At 39.9% G+C, this 24,567-nt stretch carries 25 protein-coding genes, 1 other RNA gene, 1 pseudogene and 1 riboswitch; of the genes and pseudogenes, 6 read left to right on the plus strand and 21 right to left on the minus strand.

Features of this window, described 5'->3' with window-relative positions; translation table 11 throughout:
* The first annotated feature begins 172 nt into the window (after positions 1 to 172).
* Positions 173 to 1,324, plus strand: a complete 1,152-nt coding sequence (locus M2353_RS10220) for a diglucosyl diacylglycerol synthase (RefSeq protein WP_007500831.1) — start codon at positions 173 to 175, stop codon at positions 1,322 to 1,324.
* A gap of 35 nt (positions 1,325 to 1,359) precedes the next feature.
* Here the strand turns inward: M2353_RS10220 and M2353_RS10225 are convergent, their stop codons facing one another.
* Complete coding sequence (locus tag M2353_RS10225; RefSeq protein WP_007500832.1) at positions 1,360 to 2,061, minus strand: AIM24 family protein; 702 nt, start codon at positions 2,059 to 2,061, stop codon at positions 1,360 to 1,362.
* Between the two features lie 267 nt (positions 2,062 to 2,328).
* Here M2353_RS10225 and cspD point away from each other — a divergent pair, with 267 nt between their 5' ends.
* Positions 2,329 to 2,529, plus strand: a complete 201-nt coding sequence (gene cspD / locus M2353_RS10230; RefSeq protein ID WP_003215784.1) for a cold-shock protein CspD — start codon at positions 2,329 to 2,331, stop codon at positions 2,527 to 2,529.
* 51 nt (positions 2,530 to 2,580) lie between these two features.
* Here the strand turns inward: cspD and M2353_RS10235 are convergent, their stop codons facing one another.
* From M2353_RS10235 to M2353_RS10245, 3 genes are all read right to left on the minus strand, one after another.
* Positions 2,581 to 2,763: a hypothetical protein gene (locus M2353_RS10235; RefSeq protein ID WP_008346368.1), complete on the minus strand. Its 183-nt coding sequence runs from the start codon at positions 2,761 to 2,763 to the stop codon at positions 2,581 to 2,583.
* A gap of 172 nt (positions 2,764 to 2,935) precedes the next feature.
* Positions 2,936 to 3,118, minus strand: a complete 183-nt coding sequence (locus M2353_RS10240) for a zinc-finger domain-containing protein (RefSeq protein WP_072368241.1) — start codon at positions 3,116 to 3,118, stop codon at positions 2,936 to 2,938.
* A gap of 1 nt (position 3,119) precedes the next feature.
* The gene (locus M2353_RS10245) at positions 3,120 to 3,791 is read right to left on the minus strand and encodes a ribonuclease H family protein (RefSeq protein ID WP_047946658.1); all 672 of its coding nucleotides are present in this window, start codon (positions 3,789 to 3,791) and stop codon (positions 3,120 to 3,122) included.
* A gap of 94 nt (positions 3,792 to 3,885) precedes the next feature.
* Here M2353_RS10245 and M2353_RS10250 point away from each other — a divergent pair, with 94 nt between their 5' ends.
* From M2353_RS10250 to M2353_RS10260, 3 genes are read left to right on the plus strand one after another with little or no spacing between them, the layout of a single operon-like run.
* A complete protein-coding gene (locus M2353_RS10250; protein WP_284725386.1) occupies positions 3,886 to 4,575 on the plus strand; it encodes a queuosine precursor transporter in 690 nt (229 codons plus the stop codon).
* Between the two features lies 1 nt (position 4,576).
* A complete protein-coding gene (locus M2353_RS10255; protein WP_017359712.1) occupies positions 4,577 to 4,972 on the plus strand; it encodes a reverse transcriptase-like protein in 396 nt (131 codons plus the stop codon).
* A gap of 43 nt (positions 4,973 to 5,015) precedes the next feature.
* Positions 5,016 to 5,141 carry a hypothetical protein gene (locus M2353_RS10260; RefSeq protein ID WP_008346357.1) on the plus strand — a complete coding sequence of 42 codons (126 nt, stop codon included), beginning with the start codon at positions 5,016 to 5,018 and terminating at the stop codon, positions 5,139 to 5,141.
* A gap of 40 nt (positions 5,142 to 5,181) precedes the next feature.
* Here the strand turns inward: M2353_RS10260 and M2353_RS10265 are convergent, their stop codons facing one another.
* The 6 genes from M2353_RS10265 to M2353_RS10290 form a co-directional block, all read right to left on the minus strand.
* On the minus strand, positions 5,182 to 6,069 hold the full coding sequence (locus M2353_RS10265) for a 5'-3' exonuclease (RefSeq protein WP_096881554.1): 888 nt from the start codon (positions 6,067 to 6,069) through the stop codon (positions 5,182 to 5,184).
* 274 nt (positions 6,070 to 6,343) lie between these two features.
* The gene (locus tag M2353_RS10270) at positions 6,344 to 6,607 is read right to left on the minus strand and encodes a YpbS family protein (RefSeq protein ID WP_008346351.1); all 264 of its coding nucleotides are present in this window, start codon (positions 6,605 to 6,607) and stop codon (positions 6,344 to 6,346) included.
* Between the two features lie 41 nt (positions 6,608 to 6,648).
* The gene (dynA, locus tag M2353_RS10275; protein ID WP_284725387.1) at positions 6,649 to 10,242 is read right to left on the minus strand and encodes a dynamin GTPase; all 3,594 of its coding nucleotides are present in this window, start codon (positions 10,240 to 10,242) and stop codon (positions 6,649 to 6,651) included.
* A 131-nt stretch (positions 10,243 to 10,373) separates the two neighbouring features.
* Positions 10,374 to 10,481: a Fur-regulated basic protein FbpC gene (gene fbpC, locus M2353_RS10280; RefSeq protein ID WP_306172627.1), complete on the minus strand. Its 108-nt coding sequence runs from the start codon at positions 10,479 to 10,481 to the stop codon at positions 10,374 to 10,376.
* Positions 10,482 to 10,545: 64 nt separating this feature from the next.
* Entirely contained in the window at positions 10,546 to 11,055 is a 510-nt protein-coding gene (locus M2353_RS10285) for an isoprenylcysteine carboxyl methyltransferase family protein (RefSeq protein ID WP_039165631.1), read from the minus strand.
* Complete coding sequence (locus tag M2353_RS10290; protein WP_284725388.1) at positions 11,055 to 12,152, minus strand: type III polyketide synthase; 1,098 nt, start codon at positions 12,150 to 12,152, stop codon at positions 11,055 to 11,057. The genes M2353_RS10285 and M2353_RS10290 overlap by 1 nt, the downstream gene beginning before the upstream one ends.
* 814 nt (positions 12,153 to 12,966) lie before the next feature.
* On the opposite strand from M2353_RS10290, the pseudogene M2353_RS10295 reads away from it, so the two are divergent.
* Positions 12,967 to 13,808, plus strand: a pseudogene (locus M2353_RS10295) (polysaccharide deacetylase family protein).
* A gap of 65 nt (positions 13,809 to 13,873) precedes the next feature.
* Here the strand turns inward: M2353_RS10295 and pbuX are convergent.
* The 11 genes from pbuX to M2353_RS10350 all read right to left on the minus strand — a co-directional run bounded on the left by pbuX (position 13,874) and on the right by M2353_RS10350 (position 24,557).
* On the minus strand, positions 13,874 to 15,193 hold the full coding sequence (gene pbuX, locus M2353_RS10300; protein ID WP_007500846.1) for a xanthine permease PbuX: 1,320 nt from the start codon (positions 15,191 to 15,193) through the stop codon (positions 13,874 to 13,876).
* The gene (gene xpt, locus M2353_RS10305) at positions 15,190 to 15,774 is read right to left on the minus strand and encodes a xanthine phosphoribosyltransferase (protein ID WP_008346333.1); all 585 of its coding nucleotides are present in this window, start codon (positions 15,772 to 15,774) and stop codon (positions 15,190 to 15,192) included. Before xpt ends, pbuX begins: the two co-directional genes overlap by 4 nt.
* Before the next feature lie 118 nt (positions 15,775 to 15,892).
* Positions 15,893 to 15,992, minus strand: a riboswitch (purine riboswitch).
* Positions 15,993 to 16,130: 138 nt separating this feature from the next.
* Positions 16,131 to 17,636 (minus strand): carboxypeptidase M32, encoded by a 1,506-nt coding sequence (locus tag M2353_RS10310; protein WP_024718539.1) that lies wholly within the window; start codon positions 17,634 to 17,636, stop codon positions 16,131 to 16,133.
* Between the two features lie 127 nt (positions 17,637 to 17,763).
* Positions 17,764 to 19,701 (minus strand): ATP-dependent DNA helicase, encoded by a 1,938-nt coding sequence (locus tag M2353_RS10315; protein WP_284725389.1) that lies wholly within the window; start codon positions 19,699 to 19,701, stop codon positions 17,764 to 17,766.
* Between the two features lie 76 nt (positions 19,702 to 19,777).
* Positions 19,778 to 19,975 carry a hypothetical protein gene (locus M2353_RS10320; protein ID WP_017359721.1) on the minus strand — a complete coding sequence of 66 codons (198 nt, stop codon included), beginning with the start codon at positions 19,973 to 19,975 and terminating at the stop codon, positions 19,778 to 19,780.
* 106 nt (positions 19,976 to 20,081) lie between these two features.
* Entirely contained in the window at positions 20,082 to 21,236 is a 1,155-nt protein-coding gene (locus M2353_RS10325) for a THUMP domain-containing class I SAM-dependent RNA methyltransferase (RefSeq protein ID WP_039165648.1), read from the minus strand.
* 108 nt (positions 21,237 to 21,344) lie between these two features.
* Positions 21,345 to 21,725: RNase P RNA component class B (rnpB, locus tag M2353_RS10330), an RNA gene on the minus strand.
* 60 nt (positions 21,726 to 21,785) lie between these two features.
* A complete protein-coding gene (gene gpsB, locus M2353_RS10335; protein ID WP_008344631.1) occupies positions 21,786 to 22,091 on the minus strand; it encodes a cell division regulator GpsB in 306 nt (101 codons plus the stop codon).
* Positions 22,092 to 22,166: 75 nt separating this feature from the next.
* Entirely contained in the window at positions 22,167 to 22,709 is a 543-nt protein-coding gene (locus tag M2353_RS10340) for an SLOG family protein (protein WP_202394241.1), read from the minus strand.
* A 49-nt stretch (positions 22,710 to 22,758) separates the two neighbouring features.
* Complete coding sequence (gene cotD / locus M2353_RS10345; protein WP_072368252.1) at positions 22,759 to 22,995, minus strand: spore coat protein CotD; 237 nt, start codon at positions 22,993 to 22,995, stop codon at positions 22,759 to 22,761.
* Positions 22,996 to 23,309: 314 nt separating this feature from the next.
* Positions 23,310 to 24,557 (minus strand): ribonuclease H-like domain-containing protein, encoded by a 1,248-nt coding sequence (locus M2353_RS10350; protein ID WP_096881564.1) that lies wholly within the window; start codon positions 24,555 to 24,557, stop codon positions 23,310 to 23,312.
* Between the last annotated feature and the right edge of the window lie 10 nt (positions 24,558 to 24,567).

The following is a 24,567-nucleotide window of genomic DNA, read 5'->3' on the forward strand; positions in this document are numbered from 1 at the left end:
TGTCTTCCATTATCAATTTAGTCTGTTTGTTTTTTAAAATTAGTTTAATTCTTTCGTAACGAATGATATGCTCTCGCTGTTTATATGTTATCTTTATGTATATGTAGACCTATGAGATTTATAGTTTCGTACGAAGTTTTGTTGTTGTTGATTACATTTGAGGTGAATATTCTTGAATACCAATAAAAAAATATTAATCTTGACCGCAAATTATGGAAATGGACATATGCAGGTTGCAAAAACACTGTATGATGAATGCAAATCCCAAGGGTTTGAACATGTGATAGTTTCTAATTTGTATCAAGAATCAAATCCCATTGTGTCCGAAGTGACTCAATATTTATATTTAAAGAGCTTCTCCATTGGGAAACAATTTTATCGCTTGTTTTATTACGGTGTAGATAAAATTTACAATAAACGCAAATTTAACATTTATTTAAAGATGGGAAATAAGCGTCTAGATGAATTAATTCAATTACACAATCCGGATATCATCATCATTACATTCCCGATGATTGTTGTACCTGAATACCGAAACAAAACAGGTAAAGTCATTCCAACATTTAATGTGATGACAGACTTTTGTCTTCATAAAATTTGGGTACATGAAAACATTGACCGATACTATGTTGCAACCGATTATGTGAAACAAAAGCTAGTAGAAATCGGCACACATCCAAGCGATGTCAAGGTAACAGGCATTCCGATTAGACCACAATTTGAAGTAGACGTGCCTAAATCGATCATCTATAAAAAATATGGATTATCATCAGACAAAAAAGTCCTTCTCATTATGGCGGGTGCCCATGGTGTACTAAAAAATGTGAAGGAACTGTGTGAAGCATTACTTCTTGACAGTGAAGTACAAATTGTTGTTGTGTGCGGTAAGAATGCAGCGCTGAAGCAATCGCTTAGCGAACTTGAACAAGCACACCCAAATCAATTGAAGGCGCTTGGATATGTGGAACAAATTGATGAATTGTTCAGAGTAACGGACTGTATGATTACAAAACCGGGCGGAATTACATTAACAGAAGCAACAGCAATTGGTGTCCCAGTTATTCTTTACAAACCTGTTCCAGGACAAGAAAAAGAAAATGCTCTTTTCTTTGAAGATTACGGCGCTGCCATTGTCATCAACAGACACGAAGACATTTTAGAATCTGTCACCAACTTGCTGCAAGACGAAGAAAAATTAGAATCCATGAAACAAAACATCAAAAAATTACACTTAAAACAGTCTTCTCAAACCATTTTAGAAGATATCGTCGAACAATCAGATCTGATCATGAGCAACAAATCGTATGCTCAAGCATTATCATAAAAAGGTGTCCGTCAATGACGGACACCTTTCTTCTTTTAACCTTGATTCCCATTCGTTGTATACACTTCTTCAAACGGCTGCACGACAACAAAGCCGCTTCCGCTAAACTTCATTTGAATAGACTCTCCGCTTCCCCTGCCAATAAACGTTTTGAACGATACATCTGTCACAAATTCAGTCTGCAAATCTCCTGACCATGCGACCGTCGCATTCGGATCTGTATAAACAGAATCACCTGGCTGAACAATCAGCGTCAGCGGTTCGTAATGACTTGTGATTGCCACAAGACCTGGTCCTTCAAGTTTGACATTAAATAATCCGCCTGCAAGCATGCCAGACACCTTTTTCATTAATTTAATATCCCACCGAACAGACGGTTCAAATGCGAGCAAGTCGTTTCCATTAACGAAAATAGACTCCCCTTGAGCCAATCGAAGAATCGAAATTTTTTTCCCTTGGTCTGCTACATATAATTTCCCATCACCTGTGGCCTTCATCAAAGAAGTTCCTTCTCCTGATAACATTTTTTTGAACATCTTTGACACACCGTGTTCAAACACACCTTCACGTTCAAACTTTATTTTCCCGCGATATGAAACCATGGAGCCTGTTTTTGCCCAAATGGTATCCGTTAAATTAATTTCTAACAATCTTGGTGTTTCAAGTTCAAAGACCCCTTCCCCTTTGTCTTCTTGCTGCGTATTCTGAACAAACTCCTCAATTGTGTAACGATTCATGACGCACCTCTTTCTATATTTTTACTATATACGGACAAGTTATACGTTAGGTTTCATGAGATTAGGACGTTTTATAGATAAATGTCATTCACTAAAAAAACAAAAAAATCAAACATTCTGCTCAAAATTTGGCTTGCCTGCTTGACGCTTTACTTTTGATGGTGTATAGTGGAACCATCATTTAACAACTTCTTAAGTCGTTAGGTGATGAAAAATTTTTTTTAGTATGCCGAAAGGTGTGCTACAGTACTAGGAGGAAAAAGCAATATGCAAAACGGTAAAGTAAAATGGTTCAATAATGAAAAAGGTTTCGGCTTCATTGAAGTTGAAGGCGGAGACGACGTATTCGTTCACTTCACAGCTATCGAAGGTGACGGTTACAAATCTCTAGAAGAAGGACAAGAAGTTTCTTTTGAAATCGTTGAAGGTAATCGTGGACCTCAAGCTGCAAACGTAACAAAAATCTAATCAACTCAATCAATGATGAAACGACAAAATAAAGAGAGGCGTATGCCTCTCTTATTTGATTTTCAGCTGAATTTCAATCGCTAAAATATTTTGCTTTAATCTTTGTTCAATTTCAGAGATATCTTTTTCTAGAAAAGGTCTTCCCTTCTTTGCTACATCTACCAGTTGCTCTAGATCACTGTACACCTCTTGAAATGTCCGATGTAATACCGTTTCAAAATCCTTATTATCCATGCCGGCCTTCCCCTTTTCCTCTATTATCCGTCACTTAGTCAAAAAGTAACTCAACCAAAACTTTCTATAGTTATATCGGCTCATTTTTCAGAATATGTTCTTTTTTTACACATTCTATTCGTTTTTTTTTCGTGAACGCGTGATACATCTAGGGGAAAACCGGAGTGTACGCTTATTTTTTGAGTAATTCATTCCCGTATTGTTTGATCTTCTCTCCTACCGTGCATTGCTGTATACAAAAGGAGTGGGCGTATTTTTTGCCAAATTCTTTACGAAAATGCTTCTTAATCAAGCAATCTGCACAATACGTGTCTTGAAGATCAGTTAATTCTTTTACTGCTGTTTTTTTATCCACTTTATTCAGCTCCGTCTGCTTCTAATTTCAACTTACTTTCGATAGGGACGTCTGCAAGTATCTGTCTGGCAAGCTGATCTGCTTCTGCATTTTGTTTACGATCGATGACTTCATATGTTGGCGTGAGCTTCAGCTCTTTGATCGCAGCCTCAATTCGGTCGAGCCATTTGTTATGTATATCATCATAACAAGGCCATTCCCCTTTGAGCTGATTCATCACAACAAGAGAATCTCCTCTAATCGTTACAGAGTTTCTGCTGGCTCCCAGTTCTTTTAAAGCTTTTACCGCTTCAAATAAAGCCGCATACTCTGCCTCATTGTTCGTGGTGCTCTGAAAAGGGTGATTCTTCCTTAACCGGTATGCATCCTGTCCGAGCTGATAATACACGACAATTCCAAGCCCAGCATCACCTGTTTCTTTGCGAAAACTCGCATCAAAATAGACCTGAAGCTGATCGGGTTCAAGCCTAAGTTCTTCGTTTAGCTTTTCAAGTTCTTTCATCGACCACATCGCACCCTTTTCATCTTCAAATGATAGAAGTGACTGCGGTTCTTTTTTGTCTATATGTTTTGCTAAAAGCAAGGCCTCTTTGAGCTCCATCCAATCTTCTTGGAAAAAAGCAATGGACCCAATCGATTTCACTTTCATTGTATAGTGCGCTCTTAGTTTCATTGATCACATCGCCTTCCCATACTTTTAAGGTAAACGTTCGTTATGCTATAATCAAAAAGTTACATTTTACATTTAGAAAGGAAGTTCATGTCACTTGTTTAATGAAGGTATTTGGATCTTATTTGCGATCATTAATTTTATCATTGTTCTTCTATTTTATAAAGGATTTGGCAAGATGGGACTTTTCGTATGGATTAGTTTTGCAACAGTTGCTGCCAATTTACAAGTGGTCAAAACCGTTGAATTATTTGGCTTAACAGCAACACTTGGCAACATTTTATATGGCAGTGTGTTCTTTGCAACGGACGTCCTCAATGAAAAATATGGACAAACCGAAGCGAAAAAAGCTGTCTGGATTGGCTTTGCCACCCTTTTAACATTAACTGTTGTCATGCAGGAGGCTTTGCTTTTCCATCCCGCTCCATCTGACATTTCCCAATCATCATTAGAAACGATATTTGGCTTTATGCCAAGGGTCGCTCTTGGTAGTCTTGCTGCTTATATCATCAGTCAAATGTTAGATGTTTATGTATATTCGTTTATTCGCCGGATATTTCCTTCAGACGGTGCGCTCTGGCTGCGAAATGCGGGGAGTACAATGATTAGCCAGCTACTTGATACACTCGTTTTCACAACCATTGCCTTTCTTGGGACCTACCCATTCCATATATGGATCGAAATTTTCATCACGACTTATGTGATTAAATTTATCGTCGCTGCCATTGGCACACCTTATGCCTATGCGGCGAAAAAAATGGTTCCGATTGATGAAAGGGGGAAATAAATTGCCAGCTGAAATATATATTGACGGTGCTAGTGCCGGAAACCCAGGTCCATCTGGCATCGGCATATTCTTGAAATATGACGGAAAAGCTGAGTCTTTCTCCATTCCTCTTGGCATCATGAGCAATCATGAAGCAGAGTTTTCCGCGCTCATTGAAGGCATGAAAATTTGCGTAGAAAAAGGATTACGGACCGTTTCATTCCGCACTGATTCACAAGTAGTGGATCGTGCAGCCAATGCAGGATTTGCTAAAAATCCATCTTTTCGTCATTTTATCGAAGAAATGCTGCAGCTTCAAAGCGAATTTGATTTATTTTTCATTAAGTGGATTCCGAGCAAGGAAAATCAAGTGGCTGATCAGCTCGCTAGAAAAGCGATTCACCTTTCAAAAGGATGAATCGCTTTTCTTTTGGTTATGCTAATGTGTGAGGTGATACGAATTGGATAAAGAGAACAGAGGCCGTGTCACAAACGGAACGACTCCTCAAGGTGATGCGCAAACAAAAGATAAACAGCCAATATCGCAATTAGAAAATAAGGCGAAAAAAAGCAACACAAAGGGCTAATACATGTAGCCCTTTGTTTCTTTTCTACATAAGAACAACCTTAACTGATTCCTAATTGACTTAAGCGGTTAACCATTGGTTCGATCCCTTTGATTTGATGCAAGCGAAGCATTGTCGCTGCCCGCTCTGGGTCCATTTTTATTTTTGTTTCGTCAATCGGACAGCTGAGTGGTACATCACATTTAATTTCTGCCAGTATACGAGAAAGCTTCAAATCTTCTAATCCTGCTTGCATTTTCTTTTGCTGAGCTGCCGTTAATGCATGAACATTTTCTAACAGTCGATCAATCGTTTGATACGTTTGAATAAATTTCAATGCTGTTTTTTCGCCGATTCCTTTTACACCAGGGTAATTATCGCTAGCATCACCCATCAGCGCTTTCATATCAATCAGCGCCTTTGGAGATATGCCCATTTCCTCTTCAAAAAGGGCTTTTGTGTAATGCTTATAATTCCCGATGCCTTTTTGCATTAAAGCCACGGTCACTTGTTCATTCAAGATCTGCAGCAAATCTTTATCTCCTGTTAAGACGGTCACATGTGCTTCGTTTTGATAGATTGATGCAAGCGTTCCAATACAATCATCTGCTTCAAAACCTTTCACACCAATGTTCATGATCCCCAGTTCTTCTGTCGCCTCTTTTGCTAAATCAAACTGTGGGATAAGCTCAACAGGCGCCTCGCCTCGATTGGCTTTATAATCTTGAAACAATTCGTTCCGGTATGTCTGGCTCCCCATATCCCAGCAGCATACGATATGAGTCGGCTCAAATGTTTGGACAGCTGTTAACAAATGCTTCAAATAACCATTCACTCCATTTGTCGGCACACCACGATCATTTATCATAAAATTGCGATGGACAGCCGTCGCATAAAACGACCTAAAAAGAAGTGCCATGCCATCTACAAGTAGTACGTGTTTATTCATTCATCTAAACTCCCTTTTTATAAACAATACTCCTATTCTATCATAGAACATCGAAACGAACATAAAAAAGGCGCCTTCTTCTTTTGATAAAGAAGAGGCAGCCCGATTACTTTTTACCATATTGCATTTTTTTCGTTTCCGCTTCTGCGTAGGATGGCATGCCTTTTTCCTTCGGCATGCGCTCCTCCTGCTGCTTTACGTTTTGCTTTTTTGCCATGATCATTCCCCTTTCTGGTTCATTTGTTAAGATGACCAAAAATGAGAAAGTTACTCTTTATTTCTGTTTACGCTGGGTGTATTCCTCCACCATCTCAATCGTGACATGTTTACGAAGCGGAACAATTCCGCCTCGGGCAAGCTCATTCATTTTAGACGTAATGGCGTTGATCTCATCTGTTGAAAATGGTTCATTGTGTTCACATTTTTTCACAGCCGATTCAATCGCCTGCTCTCTTTTTTGTTCAAGTGCAAGAAAAGATTGGATGTGGGCATGTTGTTTCTGTGAATGTGCAGAAATTTCTTCGTGTACGCTCGTCATCGTCTATCAACTGCTTTCTTTTTTATATAGTCTACCATGAATCATATCGTTTTCAACTGGTTCTTCCATTCATTTGTTTGTTCATAAACTTGTTCAATGACCGCCTGTTTTTCAGCATCTGTTGTAAGGCTCGTCATAAATGTCTGTTTTTGCTCATTGAGCTGTTGGAGAGCATCTTGTTCGTACCTTTCCGTATAGGTCTTCACTAGCTTTTCATATCTGCTCAGCAACTCTTCTTTTTCGTTATCTGCCCAACGTGTTGTCATTTGATGTAGAACATCTCGAATGGCTTCAATAAACGTAGCCTTTTCATTTTGTTCAAAGAAGGCTTTCGCTGATTTTTGTTTCTTTAAAAGCGGCTCAAATGGTGTAATCTCTGCTTCAACTTCAATTTGTTTTAGCTCAGCATTTTTCTCCTCAGGGGCTGACAGGCTGAGAGAAAAGTAAGGATCTTCCGCACATGCAGCCTGCATCCCTTTTTCCCACTCCTCCTGGAAATAATGGTGGATAAACGATTCCATTCGGATATCAAGTGCCTTGAGCTCCTGCACAAATTCAAATTCATACTCCTTTAACGCTTTCTCAAGTGCCATTTTTAACTGCTGACCAAAATTCCCTTGAGATATGCCAGGATAAAAGGCCGACTTTAATAGATCATTCGCAAATAATGAAAGCCGCTGTACAATATGATAGAGCTGTTCGTGCACGTCTTTTTTTACGCTTTCGGTCACAAGCTTAGACCGTTTCACATCTTGCATTTTTTCGAGAATGGCTTCATAGGATGTCTTGATGTTTTTCTTTTCAGCTTCTTTCTCATCTTCTGATTGATGCAAGGTCGCACGTAGTCTATCGACCGTTGTACATAATGTACTAGCTTCAAAATGCAAAAGTTCAATGGCATCTTTCGTTAATTCTTCCTCGATAAAATAGTCGAGCTGTTTTCTCAGTGTTGCATATTGATTATAAGATGTCGGCTCTTTCCCTTCGATCTCTTCCTTACTAGACACATGATGCAGGTTTGGATTGCGGATGCCTTCTTTTGTGAGCTCGCTTCGTACATAGTCAAATACGGTTTCAAGCTCTGCTTGATCCTTAGCCAAATCAGCTGCATTGATGATAAAGAACATTTTATCCATGCTAAAGGAATCTTTTACGAGTCCAAGCTTCCGTAAAAATGAGCGATCAGCTTTTGAGAAAGAATGCTGATAATACGTTAAATAAAGAAGGGCGTCTGCATCCTTCATATACTGGAAGGCGATTTCTGTATGACGCTTATTCATACTGCTTGCACCTGGTGTATCGACAATCGTCAGCCCTTTATCTGTCAGAGGTGTACTTAAATACACCGTCACTTCCTTCACCACACAAGAAACAGATTCTTCCGCTACATAAGGCTTTAATTCTTGAAGTGTGACATGTAAATTGGTTTGGTTGTCAATGTCATCATGAAACTTGGCATAGGCTTGTAGAAAATGTTCTACAATGATTCGGTGATCCTGTTCGAGCTGCCGTTTTTTCAGCACTCTTTCCAGCTTTGCCTTAAACGAATCTCCTTTTTCTGTTGTGATCGAAAATCCAAGAATCTGATCGAGTTCCTCTAGAATGTCCTGCTTCGTTTTAAACACCACTTTGACACTTTCATGAGGATGATCTTCCGTAGGTCGTGTCAGTTTGTTAATTGTTGCAGTTGTTGGCGTAGGAGATGATGGTAACACCTTCCGTCCAACAAGCGCATTGGCAAAAGAAGATTTTCCAGAACTAAAAGCGCCAAATAAAGCGAGTGTAAATTCTTTTGCCTGTAGCCGTTCTGTTCGTTTTTCAAAGGAATCTCTTTGAGACTTTAGAATATCTAAAGGCGATAAAATGCGGGAAAGCTCTTTAAATTGTGCAATCGATTGTGCTGTTGTTAAATGCTGTGATTGGCGGTATTGATCGCGCTTTGTCCGTTCAGCAGCTTGATCGCTCTCTTCAACATGAATTGATGCGCGATTCTTCTCCAGCTGGTCGTGCTGCATCCATTGCTTTTTCGCATAAAACCAGTCACCTGGGATAGGCTCATCCGTTCCGTTTTGCCAAATATCCCATAAATGCTGAATATCCTGTCTTATTTGTTCATTTTTTTCGTTATACTCCTCAAGGCTCTGAAGCTCTTGTTTCGCTTGCTCCCATTTTTCCTCTTGCTTCTCCTGTTCATTCTTGAGCTGGTCTTTCAAGGTTTCAATCATCTGTTCAATCAATTGAAGTGCTTGCTGTTTCGCCTGTCTTTTCAATGCTTCACCAGCATCTTTCGCATATTGAAGAACATATTCGTTAGAAAAAGTTGCCCCTTGGTGAATGACCTTTTCAAGCAGGGATTCTTCAATAGGTGTCTCAAATGCCATGGCTTTGTCTAATAACGCTTCCCCAAGCTGATGCTGTTTTATTTCTTTTTTGAGGAGCTCGGCAATGTGCCAGTCAACTTCCGCTTTCATTCTCTTTTTGACATCTGCTAAGAAATCATTTGCCCGCTTTTCCTTTTCCTGCTCGGTTTTATTTTTGGCAAAAAGTAAACCCACTTTAAAGCCAGGTGCTTTCGATTCGATATAGTCACTTGCAAGCTCTCGCATCTTAAATGGCGTGAGGTTTGCATTTTTTAAGATGTTCTCTACTTCAGAAGACACTTCATCTTCTAACTGCTTTGCTCCATTTTCAATAAATCGGCGTTTCTCTTCTAGTTCTTGCACTTCATTCCTTTTTTCTTGAAGCTGCTTATCAAGGTCCTCTTCATGCAGTTCTTCTTTTAACGAGTCTATATGTTCTTTTAAAACATGTTCGATTTTCTGCTCTGTATAGGCTCGAAGTGATGCTTTAGGCATGGTTTGTAATTCTTGTAGTTTCTTCACTAAACGGATCATTTCGTTTTTTGGGTGTGCCTCATCCGTCACAGAAGTAAAATATAGATGTTCTTCTTCAATGCCTTCTTTTAAAAGCATCTCAACGACTTGTTTTTTGTAGTTTTCAAAAGTTGTCTCTTGTTCATCATGCCGATCCACTTGATTGACGATGAAATAAAGATTGGGCACTTTCTCTTTAATCGAGCGAATGAAGCGAATGTTTTCTTCAGAATGGACATGATTATAATGAACGACATAAAAAAGAGCATCCGCTTGATGAAGAATAGAAGCAGCGGATAAAAAGTGCGCATGATCCGTTGAATCAATTCCCGGTGTATCAATGAGTGCCACTTTTTCTTCAAGTCCACTATAATCACCGCTAATTTCCACCATCTCAATTTGTTCCCCATCTTTACAAAAACGCTGCACCGCTTCTTTATCATAAGAACCGCTCATTTTTGCAAAACGTCCATCAGACGTATGGAGCTGAACTTCACTGACCCCTTTCCTGACAACAACCAAGTTTGCACTCGTTGGAATTGGGCTTGTGGGCAGGATGTGATCATGAAGAAGATGATTCACTAGTGATGACTTACCAGCAGAATAGTGGCCGGTAAATGCGATATATACTTCTTCTTCAGCTTCCTTTTTCATAATAGATGCAAGTTTGGCTGCGCGCTCGTGATCATCCCTTTTCAGAAGGCTTTGATATAAAGCACCTGTAGTTTGAACGAGCGAATCTCGAATAGACAAGTCTTTCATGACGATAAACCCCTTTGTTTTTAGAAAAGTCAGTTATGTATGTGTACCATTTTACACAAAATAAAGAGATTTTTCTTCTGATCTGAGGAAATAAAAAAATCTGCTGCCCGATCAGTCACAATGGACTGCAATCAGGAAGCAGATTTTTTTGAAACACCTTTTAATACGAAGCCAATCAATAAGCTGTATACACAGACCGTACCGAGTAAGAAAATCATTGTCATGTGATCACCGTCCATCCTTCATGATTGAGAATGTTTATCATTAATGAAAGTGTAGCACAATTGATAATGATTTTCAATATTAATTTAATAAATACTGATTCAGTGCTTTTTCTTCTGTTTGTATTCTGACCATCATCATCCATCCATTTAAACACGTAAACAAAATGGCAGTAATAAATGCGTTAAATAGCAGCGGAATGAACATCAGTTCAATCGCCACCACCACATAGTTAGGATGCTTTAACCAGCGATACGGCCCCTTTTTCACAATCATCGCATTTGGAACGACTAAGATTTTTGTATTCCAAAACGTCCCAAGTGAACATAGTGCCCAGTACCGAATCACCTGGGTCGCAAGCAGAAACACAAGCAGCAATAGGAAAAAACGAGACGGTTGACGATGCAGCAGCCATGTCTCTCCAATAAGCGAGAGGAAAAAAGCTGCATGCATAGCGACCATATAAGGATAATGGCTTGCACCAAATTCAATCGCTCCGAGCGCCTTCACTTTCTTTTCATTTCTTTTCGCCACAAGCATTTCAATGAGACGCTGACAAATGAAAATGCCAATCACTATCCAGAAAATCATCACGAGAGCCCCTCCCATTTCATGAGCAATAATTCTGACGAAAAGCCTGGACCAAGTGCTCCGCAAAGCCCCACCTGTCCTGCATCTAGTGACTGATGTTCAAGAAAATGCTTCATGACATATAAAACGGTGGCAGAGGACATGTTTCCATGCTGTTTCAGAACCTCTTTTGAAGAAAATAGCTGATGCTCTTGTAAAGATAGGCTTTCAAGATAGGCATCAATCACTTTTTTCCCTCCAGGGTGAGCAAGAAAAACGGATACATCCTCTGTTGAAAACCCTAACTGATGTAAAAATTGATCCACTTGCTCTTTTAACCACCCAGAAATGATGGACGGAATATCACGTGAAAAGATGACCCGAAATCCGTCGGCGGTAAAATCCCATCCCATCACATCCTCAGAATCTTTCATGGTCACTGACTGCGTGCCAAGCACTTTAGGTACTGTTTTTAACCGCGTATACTCAGATGCTGCCTTTTCTCCAGTTAAAAGAACGGCCGCAGTCCCGTCACCGAACAGCGAGGTTCCAATTAAATTGCTTTTTGATTGATCTTGCGGCTGAAAAGTGAGGCTGCAAAGCTCGCAGGCAACAACGAGCACTTTCGCTTCTGGATACGCCCTGATGTATTCATAAGCTCGAGATAAGCCTGCCGCCCCGCCCCCGCATCCTAACCCCCAAATTGGCACTCGTTTCGTATAAGGAGAAAATGGAAGAACATTCATCAGCTTGGCATCAAGACTTGGCGTTGATAACCCTGTACTGGAGATGAAAAACAAAGCATCAATCTCATCAAAAGGAACTGGCTTTGTAAGGAACGCTGTTTCATGCAGACAGTGAAAAACGGCTTCTTTCGCATGAGCCAATGCTTTTTCGACATAGAGATTATTTTTCTCTTCAAAAGAGTGATGTTCTTGATACCAATCAATAGGCTGTACAAACTGCCTGCTCTCTATTTCGCCATTATTAAAAGCGTTTAATAGCCGATCAATATTTTTAAACGATCGTTTAAATTGAGACCTTGCAAATTGAGCAGCTGCTTGCTGATCCACATGATGTTTTGGCAGACTTGTTCCAACTGAAAGAATGTATGCCATCGGCTTCACCTCTTTTTTCGGTTAATATCCCCAATCAAAAAAAGGATATACATGCCAAAACGACACAATTCAGTCAAAATATTTTCCTCCGTCTAACTTTTTGTCTTGACGACAATTGATAAATATTGGATAATATAGGTGAAAACATGATGTAGTTTTCCTCCTTCACAGGTTCGTTCCAAGCCAAGCGAACCTGCTTTTTTTATGCAATTTTAATAGAGTTATTTAACATAGCTTTATGCAAAAAAACACCTCTCAAATGAGAAGGACCGTAGACAAACCCCACCTTTACTTCAAGTAAAAGTGCTGTATGAAAGGAATAAGCAAATGACTTTTCACGTTCACCTTTTACATAGTAGCCAATCTCTGATTCAGTTGTACTGACTTTGCTTTCTTTTGTTTCTTCTTTATTTTGTAGGGTAAGAGCTTTTCTCTATGTATTTCGCGATTGCTAGCCTCTATCTCCAATATCCACATGAGCACCCTTTTTTCAATGAAATCGTCATTATACAACACTTTCATACGGAATCTCCTTTCACTTCGCATTAATGGTTAAATCTGTTGCTATCTTAGCGTATAAACATCAACGTTTCGATCATTATTCAGAATTATTTCATTTAAACATGAATGGATCACCTTTTTTCTGATCAACACAAATAAATAACCATAAAATGCTAATTTATTTGATGATTATATATAAAAAGGGGGTTTTTTCCTGTATACTTAATCAATATGAACACCATGAAAAACAGTGAAAAAAGATAGAATCTACTACATGATTCGGCACAAAATTTAATTGACTGGAGTGATTGTCATGAAAAAGGTGTCCAAAAAACAGACACCCTACAACACGATATTTCTCTCGAAGATAATTGGTTTAGTGCTTCTTACACTGTTTCTCGTTTTTATCTGGGATATTCGCAGGCGACAAATGGGCAAGCAAAAATTGTTACTAGCAGTGACTTCCGAGACACAAGTATCAGTCTGAAAGCAAAAGATCATTCTACAAGAACATTGGATCAACAATTTAGGACCAATCCAAACCAACAGACAACGAATAAAACGGTCTTTTTAACATTTGATGATGGTCCTTCTGCTACATCAAATCAGCTGTTAAATGTCTTAAAAGCACATCAAGTGAAGGCGACATTCTTCATGCTTGGACCGCAAATCCAAGCTCACCAAGCAGCTGTGAAAAGACTTTATCAAGAAGGACATCAATTAGGGCTTCATGGCATGACGCATGATATAAACCGCTTTTATCAGAACAGTGAGTCTCCCGCAAATGAAATGAGAGAAGCTCAGCTCATTCTTGCTTCTGTTACAGGCGTTTACACCCGTCTTGTGAGAACACCTTATGGCAGTGTTCCAAATTTAACATATGATCAAAAAGTACGTTTAAACCAAAATGGCTTTATTTACTGGGATTGGACGATTGATAGCCTTGACTGGAGATATAAAAACTCACAATATGTTCAAGAGGTATTGAATCAACTGCAAATGTTTGAGAAAAATAAACCATGGGAACCAAAAGTTATTTTAATGCATGATCAACCCTCTACCACGAACTATTTAGATAGCCTGATTACACAACTAAAAGCAAGGGGCTATACATTTGCAGTCATTAACGAAACAATGCCGCCGGTACAACATTAATAGCGCTAATCACAACAAGCCCGTATCCAAAGGATGCGGGCTTTCAGCTCTCCAAAGAGAAGTGATTACATAACAGATTGCTTAGGTTCTTCCATTAGCTCCTGCTCTGTTTCTTTTTTAAAAGGAATCATGTGATAAATAATATGAAGCAAAATAGCGGTAAAGCTTCCGGCGACAATTCCGTTACTTGTTAACAATTTAATCGATTCTGGCAAATGCTCAAACATTTGCGGTACCACCGTTACTCCGAGCCCGATGCCAACTGAGCATGCGACAATGAGTAAGTTTTCCTGTTTGGCAAAATCGACGCGTGAGAGCATTTTAATCCCATACGCAATGACCATGCCAAACATGGCGACCATTGCACCGCCTAGAACGGACTTTGGAATAATCGTTGTAAATGCCGCGATTTTAGGAAAAAGGCCAAATACCATTAATAATACCCCTGTCACCACAATGACCTGATTTTTCTTCACACCTGTTAATTGGATCAATCCAACGTTTTGGGAGTAGGCTGTGTATGGAAAAGCGTTGAAGATACCGCCTAATAAGACGGCAATTCCCTCTGCACGATATCCCTTTGCTAAATCCTTCTCTTTTAATGAACGATTCGTTAAATCTCCGAGCGCAAAGTATACACCCGTTGATTCGACTAATGACACAATGGCAACTAATGTCATTGTCATGATTGGTGCAAATTCAAAAGTAGGCAACCCAAAGTAAAAAGGCTCAATGATGCGGAAAACTTGTGCATTCGCCACTTCTGCCGTCTCCACCTTCCCTAAGAAAGCAGCAACTGCTGTCCCAAGTAGAATGCCGATTAAGATGGCAATGGCTTTCATGAATCCCTTTGTAAATCGATAGAGAAGGACAATGATAAACAATACAAGAAAAGCAAGTCCAAGATTCTCAAAAGAACCATAGTCTGCACTTCCTTCACCACCTGCCATATTGTTCATGGCTACCGGAATTAAGGTAATTCCAATGATCGTGACGACGGAACCTGTGACAACGGGCGGGAAGAATTTCACAAGCTTCCCAAAGAAAAATGAAAGAGCAATGACAATACACCCTGCGGCGATAATACTTCCATATATAGACGAAATTCCATATTTAGAGCCAATCGCAATCATAGGAGAGACCGCAGTAAATGTACAGCCTAGTACAACAGGCAAACCGATGCCAAAAAAGCGGTTTTTCCATACTTGAAGCAGTGTGGCGGCACCGCACATGAAAATATCTGCCGAAATTAAGTACGTCAGCTGGGCTGGCGTGAGCCCAAGCGCATCTCCAACAATGAGCGGGACAAGAACCGCACCTGCATACATCGCCAGTACATGCTGTATCCCTAGCGAAAGGGTTTTGGCTTTTTTAGCGGCACTCATGATTGTACCTCGCGTACAAACGTGACTTTTCCTTCCTCGAGCGATTCGATACGTGCGAGTGACTCGACTCTATAGCCCATTTGCACAAGCTCTTTTCTTCCAGGCTGGAATGATTTCTCGATAACAATTCCAAAACCAGCTACTTTTGCTTTCGCTTGCTTTGCGATTGCAGCTAGTCCCTTAGCGGCTTCTCCATTTGCTAAAAAGTCGTCGATGATTAACACACAATCATCCTCACTAAGGTGCGTGTTAGAGACAGCGATCGTACTTTCTACTTTTTTGGTAAAAGAATACACACTTGCTGTCAAAAGGTTATCCGTTAAAGTCAGTGATTGCCGCTTTCGGGCAAAAACAACTGGCACATGAAGGGCAAGCCCAGCCATGACAGCAGGTGCAATACCAGAAGATTCGATTGTGATAATTTTAGTAATTCCATCATGCTTAAATAATCTAGCAAACTCTTGACCGATCTCATGCATTAACACAGGATCAATTTGATGATTTAAAAAAGCATCTACCTTTAGCACTTGATTTGACAGAACGATTCCTTCGTTCTCGATCTTTTGACGTAACAATTCCATCATTCTTCCTCCCAGCATATTAGCAACTTTCATTTTTTTGCATAAAAAAAGCATTGCTGTCCATTAAGGAGCAAGCAATGCGAAAACGATCCACGGGATCTTCAGCTCATACAAAAGCTGTTTCATTTTGCTCACTCATAGTCGGACGGTATCGGTGTCCGGTAGAAACTTGCGTGCCTTCATCACGCGATTATATGAGTGTTTCATAGTGTTCAAATTATAACAAGATTTCAGACGCTTGGAAAGCACTTTTCTAGAAAAATACCGAACTTAAATAATCATTAAGCTTTAAACGTTCGTTTTTAGAATATTCAAGCAGCAAAAAAGCACCCTTCTGATTAAAGGGTGCCTTTCATTTATGATAAATACAGTTTCGTGTACTTATCTGTTAAATAATCAATTAAGTATTGAACATTTAATTCTTCACCAGTTGCGTCTTGAATGATCTCAGATGGCTTTTTCCGTTTTCCGTGCTTGTGGACATGTTCAGTTAGCCATTCTTTTATCGGTGCAAAAGACCCATTTTGAATCAGTTCATCAAAATTCGGTAAATCTTTGATCATTTGCTGCTTTAATTGCGCCGCATACATATAACCAAGTGCATATGAAGGGAAATAACCAAAACTACCATCAGACCAGTGAACATCCTGCAAAATACCAAGCGCATCGTTAGGCGGCGTAATGCCAAGATATGCTTTATATTTTTCATTCCATAACGCTGGCAGATCTTCAACGGCTACTTCTTCATTGAAAATGGCTTTTTCAATTTCATAGCGAATAATAATGTGAAGTGGATACGTGAGTTCATCTGCTTCAATTCGAATGTAAGTCGGCTTCGATTCATTCACCGCATGCACAAATTCTTCTAAAGTGACATCTTTAAATTGTTCAGGAGATGCCTCTTGCAGCTTTTGATAATACGTTTTCCAGAAATCTTCATGTCTGCCGATAAAGTTCTCAAAGAAAAGAGACTGTGATTCATGAATACCCATTGATGTGCCGTCACATAAGAGCGTTCCGCTCAGTGCCTCATCAATATTTTGTTCATAAATGGCGTGGCCGCATTCGTGAATGGTGCCAAAGATCGCCATGCGAAAATCGTGCTCATCATAACGCGTCGTCACACGTACATCCCCTCTGCTTAATGTCACAGCAAATGGATGAACCGTTGTATCAAGTCGTCCTGCGTCAAAGTCATACCCTAACTCTTTTAAGAAAAAGAGACTCAGCTCTTTTTGTTTGTCGATCGGGAAGCTTTTCGATAAAAACGAAGTATCCGGTTTATTTGGCGAAGCTTCAATTTTTTTCACGAGAGGAACGATGGCGTCTCGAAGTGCACCGAATTTTTGATCGAGTTGTTCAACCGTCATATCCGGCTCGTAATTATTGAGCAGCACATCATATGGTGTTTTTTTCACGCCCCAGTACTGAATGAAACGCTTGTTAAAATCAATCAGCTGTTTTAAATAGGGTGCAAAGAGTGAAAAATCTGATTTCTCCCTTGCTTCTACCCAAACATGTTCTGCTTTTGATTGAAGAATGGAGTATTCTTTAAATTCTTCTTTTGGAATTTTACTGTTTTCATCATATTCTTTTTGCGATAATTCGAGTGCCTTCTGCGTGTCTTTTGACAGCTTTTCTTTCTCTTTATTTAATGCATCAAGAAGATCTCTCATTTCATCAGAAGTCTTCATATTAAAGATATCGCTGGATAATTGACCGATGGTTTCTGCTCTGAAATCAGCGCTTTTTTTAGGTGCTTGTGTTCGAGAGTCCCAATAAAGTAAATGAAGCGCCTCTGTATAATGGGCGATTTTTCCTAGCAATTGATAAAACGCTTTCTCTTTTGATTCAAGACTCATGCGTTCGTTCCCCCAATCATTAAAATATGTATGTACGTTTCAAGGCTACTTCAATAAATGTTCTTTTGTCAATGAAAAAGGAGGATACGCTGATCGTATCCTCCTCTTATTGAATGGTTTTCTATCATTAAGAGATCACTGGCCTTACTGGAAGAACGGATTCAATTTTACTTTGCAGCTCAATATCTTTCTGACTGCCAAAGTAAATATGAATGCTGCCAGCATCTTGGCTTGTCCGAATCAGTCTACCAATGCCCTGCCTTAGACGAAGCAACATGTACGGAAGATCCACTTCAGTAAATGCATCTTTCGCTTCATTCCGTTTTGCTTCAAATACTGGGTCATGCGGTGGATATGGAAGTCCCCAAATGACCACATTTGTTAGAGACTGTCCTGGAATATCCAGCCCTTCCCACAAGTGAACGGAACATAACACAGATGTTTCATCCGCTTGGAACTTTTGAACAATGGTACTGATCTCCTCGTCTCCTTCAAAATACACATGGAAAGGCAGTGATTCATTTGATGCATCAAGCTGCTTTCTAAATACATGCAGTTCATCAAATGAAGGGAATAAAATAAGAGATCGACCGCCATTTTCTTTTATCTGAGATAGCACGTGCTGACCTTTTACAGCTGACTCTGTCATTGGCTGCTGAATTCCGTGGAAATACATTTGCATTTGCTCCTCATAATCATACGGCGAAGCCACACTCATGGATAAATAATCTTTGATCCCAAGACTTTCAGCTAAATAATCAAATGATTGATTTTCAGACAACGTAGCAGATGAGAAAATATAAGGGATTTTTTGCGAAAATACCTTTTCACCGAGAACTTCTGCTACCGTTTTTGGCATGACGACAAAGGTTGTATCTAATTCCTGCTTCTCCAGCCAGCTAATGGCATTTTTCTGATAAAGCGACAAAGAATACGCCATCTGTTCAATGTACTCTTCCACAACAGACAATTCGTATTGATCAATTGTGTACATCTCTGATTCAAATACGAGCGCTTCTCCAATCTTCTCAAGCAAATCACATAATTCACTTGCTGAACGCTTTACCTCATCTACACGACCAATTTCAAGACGGTGTGATCCTTTGATTTCTTTGGCATTCGTTTTTAAGAGATAAAAGAACTGATCGTTTGTTGCAAGTGCATCTTCAACAAGCTCTGCAAACTCTTCACGAATATCATTTTGCAAAAGACGCTCCAAAAACGTCTCAAGTGTTGATTGTTTCACTCGGTATGTTAGCGCTTTTTGTGCTGCAAACTCAAGAAGATGCCCTTCATCAAATACAACAGAGCTATGCTCAGGAAGGAGCGGCAGCTGTCCTTCACGTTTACGTGACTCCTTTGTCCATACATGCTCCATGTAAAAGTCATGAGAACAAATGATGAGGTCTGTTGCTTTTCGGTAATGGTCTCTTGATAAATTCAAGCCACAGCGGTGCCGCATGTCGCACGTTAAGCAGTCCTGAAAAGAGTCATAACCAATTCTTGACCACTCATCATTTGTTAATTCTGGATACTCTTTTCGATCACCATACGGATAAAATGTCTGCATCCCATGAGATTCATGAACAAATGAAGGAAGCGATTCATAAATGTCGAGCCACTTCTCATCATCTTCACGTTGCATCGTTTTCTCTAGTTTCTTTAAGCATAAATATTGATCATGCGATTTACTTAATCTCGCATCTATTTGAATATCAAGGTGATTGGCAATTTTATAGATATCACCTTCTTGTTTGACCAGCTGTTCAATTAACGTTTCGTCTGCACATGCAATGATCGCAGGTTTCCCTGTATATCTTGCATATGTGACCGCAAATAAAAGATAAACGATTGTTTTGCCTGTGCCTACCCCAGCTTCGGCAAACATCACACTTTTTTCTTTAAAGGCCCTTTCTAACTGAAAAGCCATGAATATTTGTTCATCTCGAAGATCAAAGCCCTTTTCTGGCAAAATGTCATAAAACACATCACCAATCCAGTTGCCCAGTTCTTCGTAAAAATTATGTTCTTTTGTTAATGAAAAAGGCAAACGAGATGCTGTCACCTGCTTCAACCCCCAACTTTTGAATCATTCAGACATTCAATAGTAACATTTATGCTGGGGTATGACAATCTTTTTTTTAAGAGCGCAGGCGATGCTGGTAGCTTTCCTTCATTAAAAATGCGTGCTCTGAATGGTCTATGTAGTTTTGAGCCATTGCTAAGTTCTCGATGGCTGCCGTAAGTTTAGCAGATTGTCCCGTTTCAATCCCCTCTATTTCTCGGGCTGTTGAAGCGAGTGCTTTTTGAATTAACTGAAATTGATCATAATGAATCATGAAGACACCTCTTTTTTAAAAATCAAGTTCAGTTTATTCCGTCCCGTCAAGACTTATACCGTTTTAGCATAAAAAAATCCACACCTTCTCGTGGTGTGGACATTTGTTACGATTCAGTTGTTTGCTTTCTAGGCCGGCGTTTTCCCCAGTATTGATAATAGTCTGTTTTAATAAATCCATTAAACAGTTTTCTCTTTTTCGTCGCTTTTCTTCCGAAACACTCTTCGAATTTTTCATGTGACGTTAAAATGTAAATGGACCACGTATCTAAGTTTTTCAATGCTTCACCCATGCCTTGATACATTTTTTCCACAGCTGGCTTATCGCTGAGACGTTCACCGTAAGGCGGATTTCCGACAATCACACCATACTCATCTTTTGTTTGAAAGTCTTTCACTTGCATTTGCTTAAATTGAATCAGTTCACTAAGACCAGCTTCTTCTGCGTTCAGTTTCGCAATCTCTACCATACGATGATCAATATCGCTCGCGATAATGTGAAGCGGCTGATCATAGTTCGCCTTTTCTTCTACTTCAAGGCGTGCTTTGTTCCAAACGTCCTCACCGATCCATTCCCATGATTCAGATGCGAACTCACGGTTAAATCCAGGGGCAATGTTTTGTCCAATCATCGCTGCTTCAATAGCAATTGTTCCTGATCCGCAAAAAGGATCGACAAACGGACGGTCAGGTGTCCAGTTCGTTAATAAGACAAGCGCCGCTGCAAGGGTTTCTTTAATCGGCGCACCCCCTTGATCTGCACGGTATCCACGTTTATGAAGACCCACACCAGACGTATCAAGCGTCAGCAATACTTTATCTTTTAAAAGCGCTACCTCGATTTTGTATTCAGGGCCTGTCTCTTCTAGCCATTCAGACTGTATGTTGTAAGACGATCTAAGTTTTTGCGCGATAGCCTTTTTGACGATGCGCTGACAATCCGGCACACTGGCAAGCTGAGATTTAACAGATTTACCAATGACGGGAAATGTGCTATTTTTCGGTAAAAATGCGGCCCAGTCAATGGCTTTAGTCTGTTCAAAAAGCTCATCAAATGTCCTGGCCGAAAATTCAGCAACTTGGACCTTGATTCGGTCTGCTGTACGCAGCCATAGATTCGCACGGCAGATGGCAAGTGCATCTCCTTGAAAAATGACTTTTCCGTTATCTACAGTGCACTCATACCCAAGGTCTCTTACTTCTTTTGCAACTATCGCTTCAATTCCCATTGGCGCTGTTGCGATGAGTGTATAGGTTTTCATTTGTTTATCACCTGTTTTCTCGTTCTTTTCTTAATCAAGATAAAAGCTCTCCATATGTAGAAATAGGAGAGCTTTGATTTCATCATGTTTATGATAACGGATATAACGTTCTGTAAGCCATGTTTTGTTCCATCGTACTGCAAACGGCAAAAGCCTCGTACTCAGGTGGTAATCATCTATCTACAGAATTCTCTGTCCTTCTCTCCGTTTGGTTCCTTTGAGAAAGTTCCCCTACCAAGTTTGGGTTTCTCGCTCGAGGGGTTTACCGCGTTCCACTCTCACCATTTCTAGTGAGACTTCGTCACTGTGGCACTTTCAAGGATACTTTGCCATATCCTAAAGGACGTAGGCATTTTTCCTGCCGTCAGCCTTTCCCAGGCTGCCCTGGCTTATTTTTTCGCCAGGCACGAACACTACGGGCATCTCAGCACCGTGCGAGCATGGACTTTCCTCTGCAATGTCAAAGCATTACAGCGATTACCCGAACGTTAATCAACATGCGTTATTATAAACGACAATGTCATCTGACACAAGCTTTTTTGGTATTACTCAATCATAAAGTTTGCTGCCGAAAACGTGTTTCTCAAGATTAGATAGTCTTTTTAAAATATCAAAGTTTGTTGTATTGGACTGTGCAGGCTGTCTTTTCCCTTGCTCAACCGCTTCTTCAAGCTGTTTTGACAAGTGAAGGTTTTCTTGTTGGAGTTTTTCAATTTCTTGATGGAATGTCTCATAGTCTTTAATGACCATATCTAGAAATTTATCGACTTCTTCTTGTTTATACCCTCGGACACCTGTTTTAAATTCTTTTTCTAAAATTTCTTTCGCAGAAAGCTTTACTTTATCAGCAAGCATCTTTTTCACCTCATATCGTGAATTCATAGTATATTTTTTCAGAAATACGTGACGTTGTCAAATTTTCTCTTGCTTTTAGTCAAAAAACGGATCTTCCGCCTCAACCTGTGCTCTTAAATCATCCATTGTGATATACATAATTGGGTAGTCGGTATAGGTTTCAGCTTCTTTGATCATATATTTTGGCGAGCCTTCGTGCTCGGGATCATATAAGACGAGAAGGCCGTCCGTTTTTTCAATAAAAAAGCGGTTCTTTTGTTTAAATTGTGCCGGACTTTCATACGGTCTATGCGTGACACTTTCTACAAAATCAGCTTGTGCAAGAACGCCTTCATACAGCTCTTTATTTTGTTCATTCCAGCGCTCTTCCTGTTCATAAAATGGTGTAATGACAGCAAGTTTTAAATCTGGAAACTCCTCTTGAAGCTCAAAGACCACTTCAGCTGTCCATATTTCTGCCCCTAACTGACCTGAAATGAGCACCCATTCCAGCCCGTCTTCAATGAGTGCCGTCAGCCTTTTCCGAAGTTCCGCTTTTATGTATTGAAGTGCAGGCTCGTCTTGTTTGAAGATCCCAAGCTCAAATGGCTTGTACCCTGTGACAGCAATAATTTTCATTTTTTCACCTACTTTTAAAAAAAGGGACTTATAAAAGTCCCATTTCACTTTATCTGTTACAGCAAGGTCCACCGCAGTTAAAGTGTTGATGTGTTGCCGGGTCCACCTGAGAAAACGTATGCGGGAAGTAGTGAACATGTTGGAAATTCTGGTGATGAACATTTGTTACATGCTGCGGGTGGATGTGCGGCACAATTGTAGTTGACTCACTGTGCGTACAGCAGTGATTCGTTGGATGTACAATTGGCTGTGTAACATTTGGATTGCAATGATGATGATGGTACATGTAGCATTCCCCTCTCCTTGATTTTCTTACATTAATAATGTATGAATCAAGAGGTGTACATGTACTAATGCATTAACCTATTTTAAAAGTTTGTAAGAAAAACATCTTTATGGTTTGAAAACACAAAAGCGACCAATATGACAACAAGAAAAAACAAGTAGAAAAGACCCTTATACATGCTCTACGCTCCTCATTCAATATCTAACGTTATTTTACAGGATTCGTGACTTTTCTACAATAAAAGTGCTAAACAATTTTTATTTTCGGCCGAGAGCCGAACGTTGTCATTTTTTGCGCTTTCCCAGGCAATAATTTCATTGCCCAGCTTTTCTTAAGAGCCGCTTTTCTCGCTTGTCAAGTTCCACAATGTCTCGTTCACTTAAAGACGATTGTGATAACAATGTTTGGGTAATGGAAAGGGCTGCTTTTGGATCTTTTTGACGGTGTTCTTCATACTTTGCAAGCTCTACACCCGCTTTTAATCTTAAATGAACATCACTTGATTCAAATAGACGTCTCCATATGCATGCCGCTTCATCCCATTGTTTTAATCGCTTGTACTGTAATGATAGGTCATAAGCTGCTTGATCCGCATGCTCAAACGCTGCTCCCGTTAATTCTTGCAGGTGCTTTGTTGCTTCCTGCACATCACGGTGAGCAAGATGCCACTTAGCTAATGCATATTTCTCATCGTCTTCCTTCACCGCATCTTTGGATAAGATTTTTTTAGACAAATGAATGTAGAGACTGATTAACGATAAGACATCAAGTTCATTGTGAGTCAAAATTCCTTCAATCAGTTTCGGGTTTTGTTCCTTTAAAAAGTGAAAATAGATCATTGGTGCGAGGAACCCCGGTGTATCTCCCTCTCGATTGACGTGCAGTTCCTCTTTTTCTACAACCGAAAGAGCCATACGCTCATATTTATGTTTCCACAATCTCCTTGACCCATGCAGAAGGTCAAAATGACCAAATTCAGGTAGAGCAGGTATTTGATCGCGTAATAATGTATGCCTCGTTTTGACTTGAGGCCAGTCAAACGATTTCCCATTATATGTCACGAGTGATTCGACATCCACCTCACTAAGAAAGCTTTTGTAAAGTGCCGCTTCATTTCCTGGATTCGTGAGCAGATGTTGTTTTACCACCACTTTATCTGAATAAACTCTCGCATGCCCAAGTAGAAAAATCATATTTCCCGTTCCGCCAGATAGTCCTGTTGTTTCTGTATCGAAGAAAAATAGCTCGTGAGGCTTGTAGCCTTTTGCAGAAAGTGAATGCTGAATCTCACTTTTGTTCCATGCACTCACCATCTCCGGCAGTTCTGCAAATGAATATCGCCCATGCTGATGGTCAAGTGGATAGGTCACTTCCCGAATGAGGCAGAAAGAGTCTTCAAAGTAGTAAGGAGCTGCACCTAATTCCCCCCACTCTTTTAGAAATGGAATGGTTTCAGCCGTCACAGTGGGCGTTTGTCCCTCTTTTACTGCCCCACGCTTTTCATCTGACTGATTGTGCGACAGGTGTTTTTTCATTCTGTTTAATTTTCCTTTTAATGACATGAGTAGGTCT

The organism is Bacillus aerius (assembly GCF_029894105.1).
Classification (GTDB): Bacteria; Bacillota; Bacilli; order Bacillales; family Bacillaceae; genus Bacillus; species Bacillus altitudinis.

Bases quoted from the DNA above. Each gene is read 5' to 3' on its own strand.
- M2353_RS10225 (WP_007500832.1), bottom strand. From the start codon at position 2,061: ATGAATCGTTACACAATTGAGGAGTTTGTTCAGAATACGCAGCAAGAA.
- cspD (WP_003215784.1), top strand. From the start codon at position 2,329: ATGCAAAACGGTAAAGTAAAATGGTTCAATAATGAAAAAGGTTTCGGC.
- M2353_RS10235 (WP_008346368.1), bottom strand. From the start codon at position 2,763: ATGGATAATAAGGATTTTGAAACGGTATTACATCGGACATTTCAAGAG.
- M2353_RS10245 (WP_047946658.1), bottom strand. From the start codon at position 3,791: ATGAAACTAAGAGCGCACTATACAATGAAAGTGAAATCGATTGGGTCC.
- M2353_RS10265 (WP_096881554.1), bottom strand. From the start codon at position 6,069: ATGAATAAACACGTACTACTTGTAGATGGCATGGCACTTCTTTTTAGG.
- M2353_RS10270 (WP_008346351.1), bottom strand. From the start codon at position 6,607: ATGACGAGCGTACACGAAGAAATTTCTGCACATTCACAGAAACAACAT.
- dynA (WP_284725387.1), bottom strand. From the start codon at position 10,242: ATGAAAGACTTGTCTATTCGAGATTCGCTCGTTCAAACTACAGGTGCT.
- fbpC (WP_306172627.1), bottom strand. From the start codon at position 10,481: ATGGACGGTGATCACATGACAATGATTTTCTTACTCGGTACGGTCTGT.
- M2353_RS10285 (WP_039165631.1), bottom strand. From the start codon at position 11,055: ATGATTTTCTGGATAGTGATTGGCATTTTCATTTGTCAGCGTCTCATT.
- M2353_RS10290 (WP_284725388.1), bottom strand. From the start codon at position 12,152: ATGGCATACATTCTTTCAGTTGGAACAAGTCTGCCAAAACATCATGTG.
- pbuX (WP_007500846.1), bottom strand. From the start codon at position 15,193: ATGAGTGCCGCTAAAAAAGCCAAAACCCTTTCGCTAGGGATACAGCAT.
- xpt (WP_008346333.1), bottom strand. From the start codon at position 15,774: ATGGAATTGTTACGTCAAAAGATCGAGAACGAAGGAATCGTTCTGTCA.
- M2353_RS10310 (WP_024718539.1), bottom strand. From the start codon at position 17,636: ATGAGTCTTGAATCAAAAGAGAAAGCGTTTTATCAATTGCTAGGAAAA.
- M2353_RS10320 (WP_017359721.1), bottom strand. From the start codon at position 19,975: ATGATTCATTATGATCAATTTCAGTTAATTCAAAAAGCACTCGCTTCA.
- M2353_RS10325 (WP_039165648.1), bottom strand. From the start codon at position 21,236: ATGAAAACCTATACACTCATCGCAACAGCGCCAATGGGAATTGAAGCG.
- gpsB (WP_008344631.1), bottom strand. From the start codon at position 22,091: ATGCTTGCTGATAAAGTAAAGCTTTCTGCGAAAGAAATTTTAGAAAAA.
- M2353_RS10340 (WP_202394241.1), bottom strand. From the start codon at position 22,709: ATGAAAATTATTGCTGTCACAGGGTACAAGCCATTTGAGCTTGGGATC.
- cotD (WP_072368252.1), bottom strand. From the start codon at position 22,995: ATGTACCATCATCATCATTGCAATCCAAATGTTACACAGCCAATTGTA.
- M2353_RS10350 (WP_096881564.1), bottom strand. From the start codon at position 24,557: ATGTCATTAAAAGGAAAATTAAACAGAATGAAAAAACACCTGTCGCAC.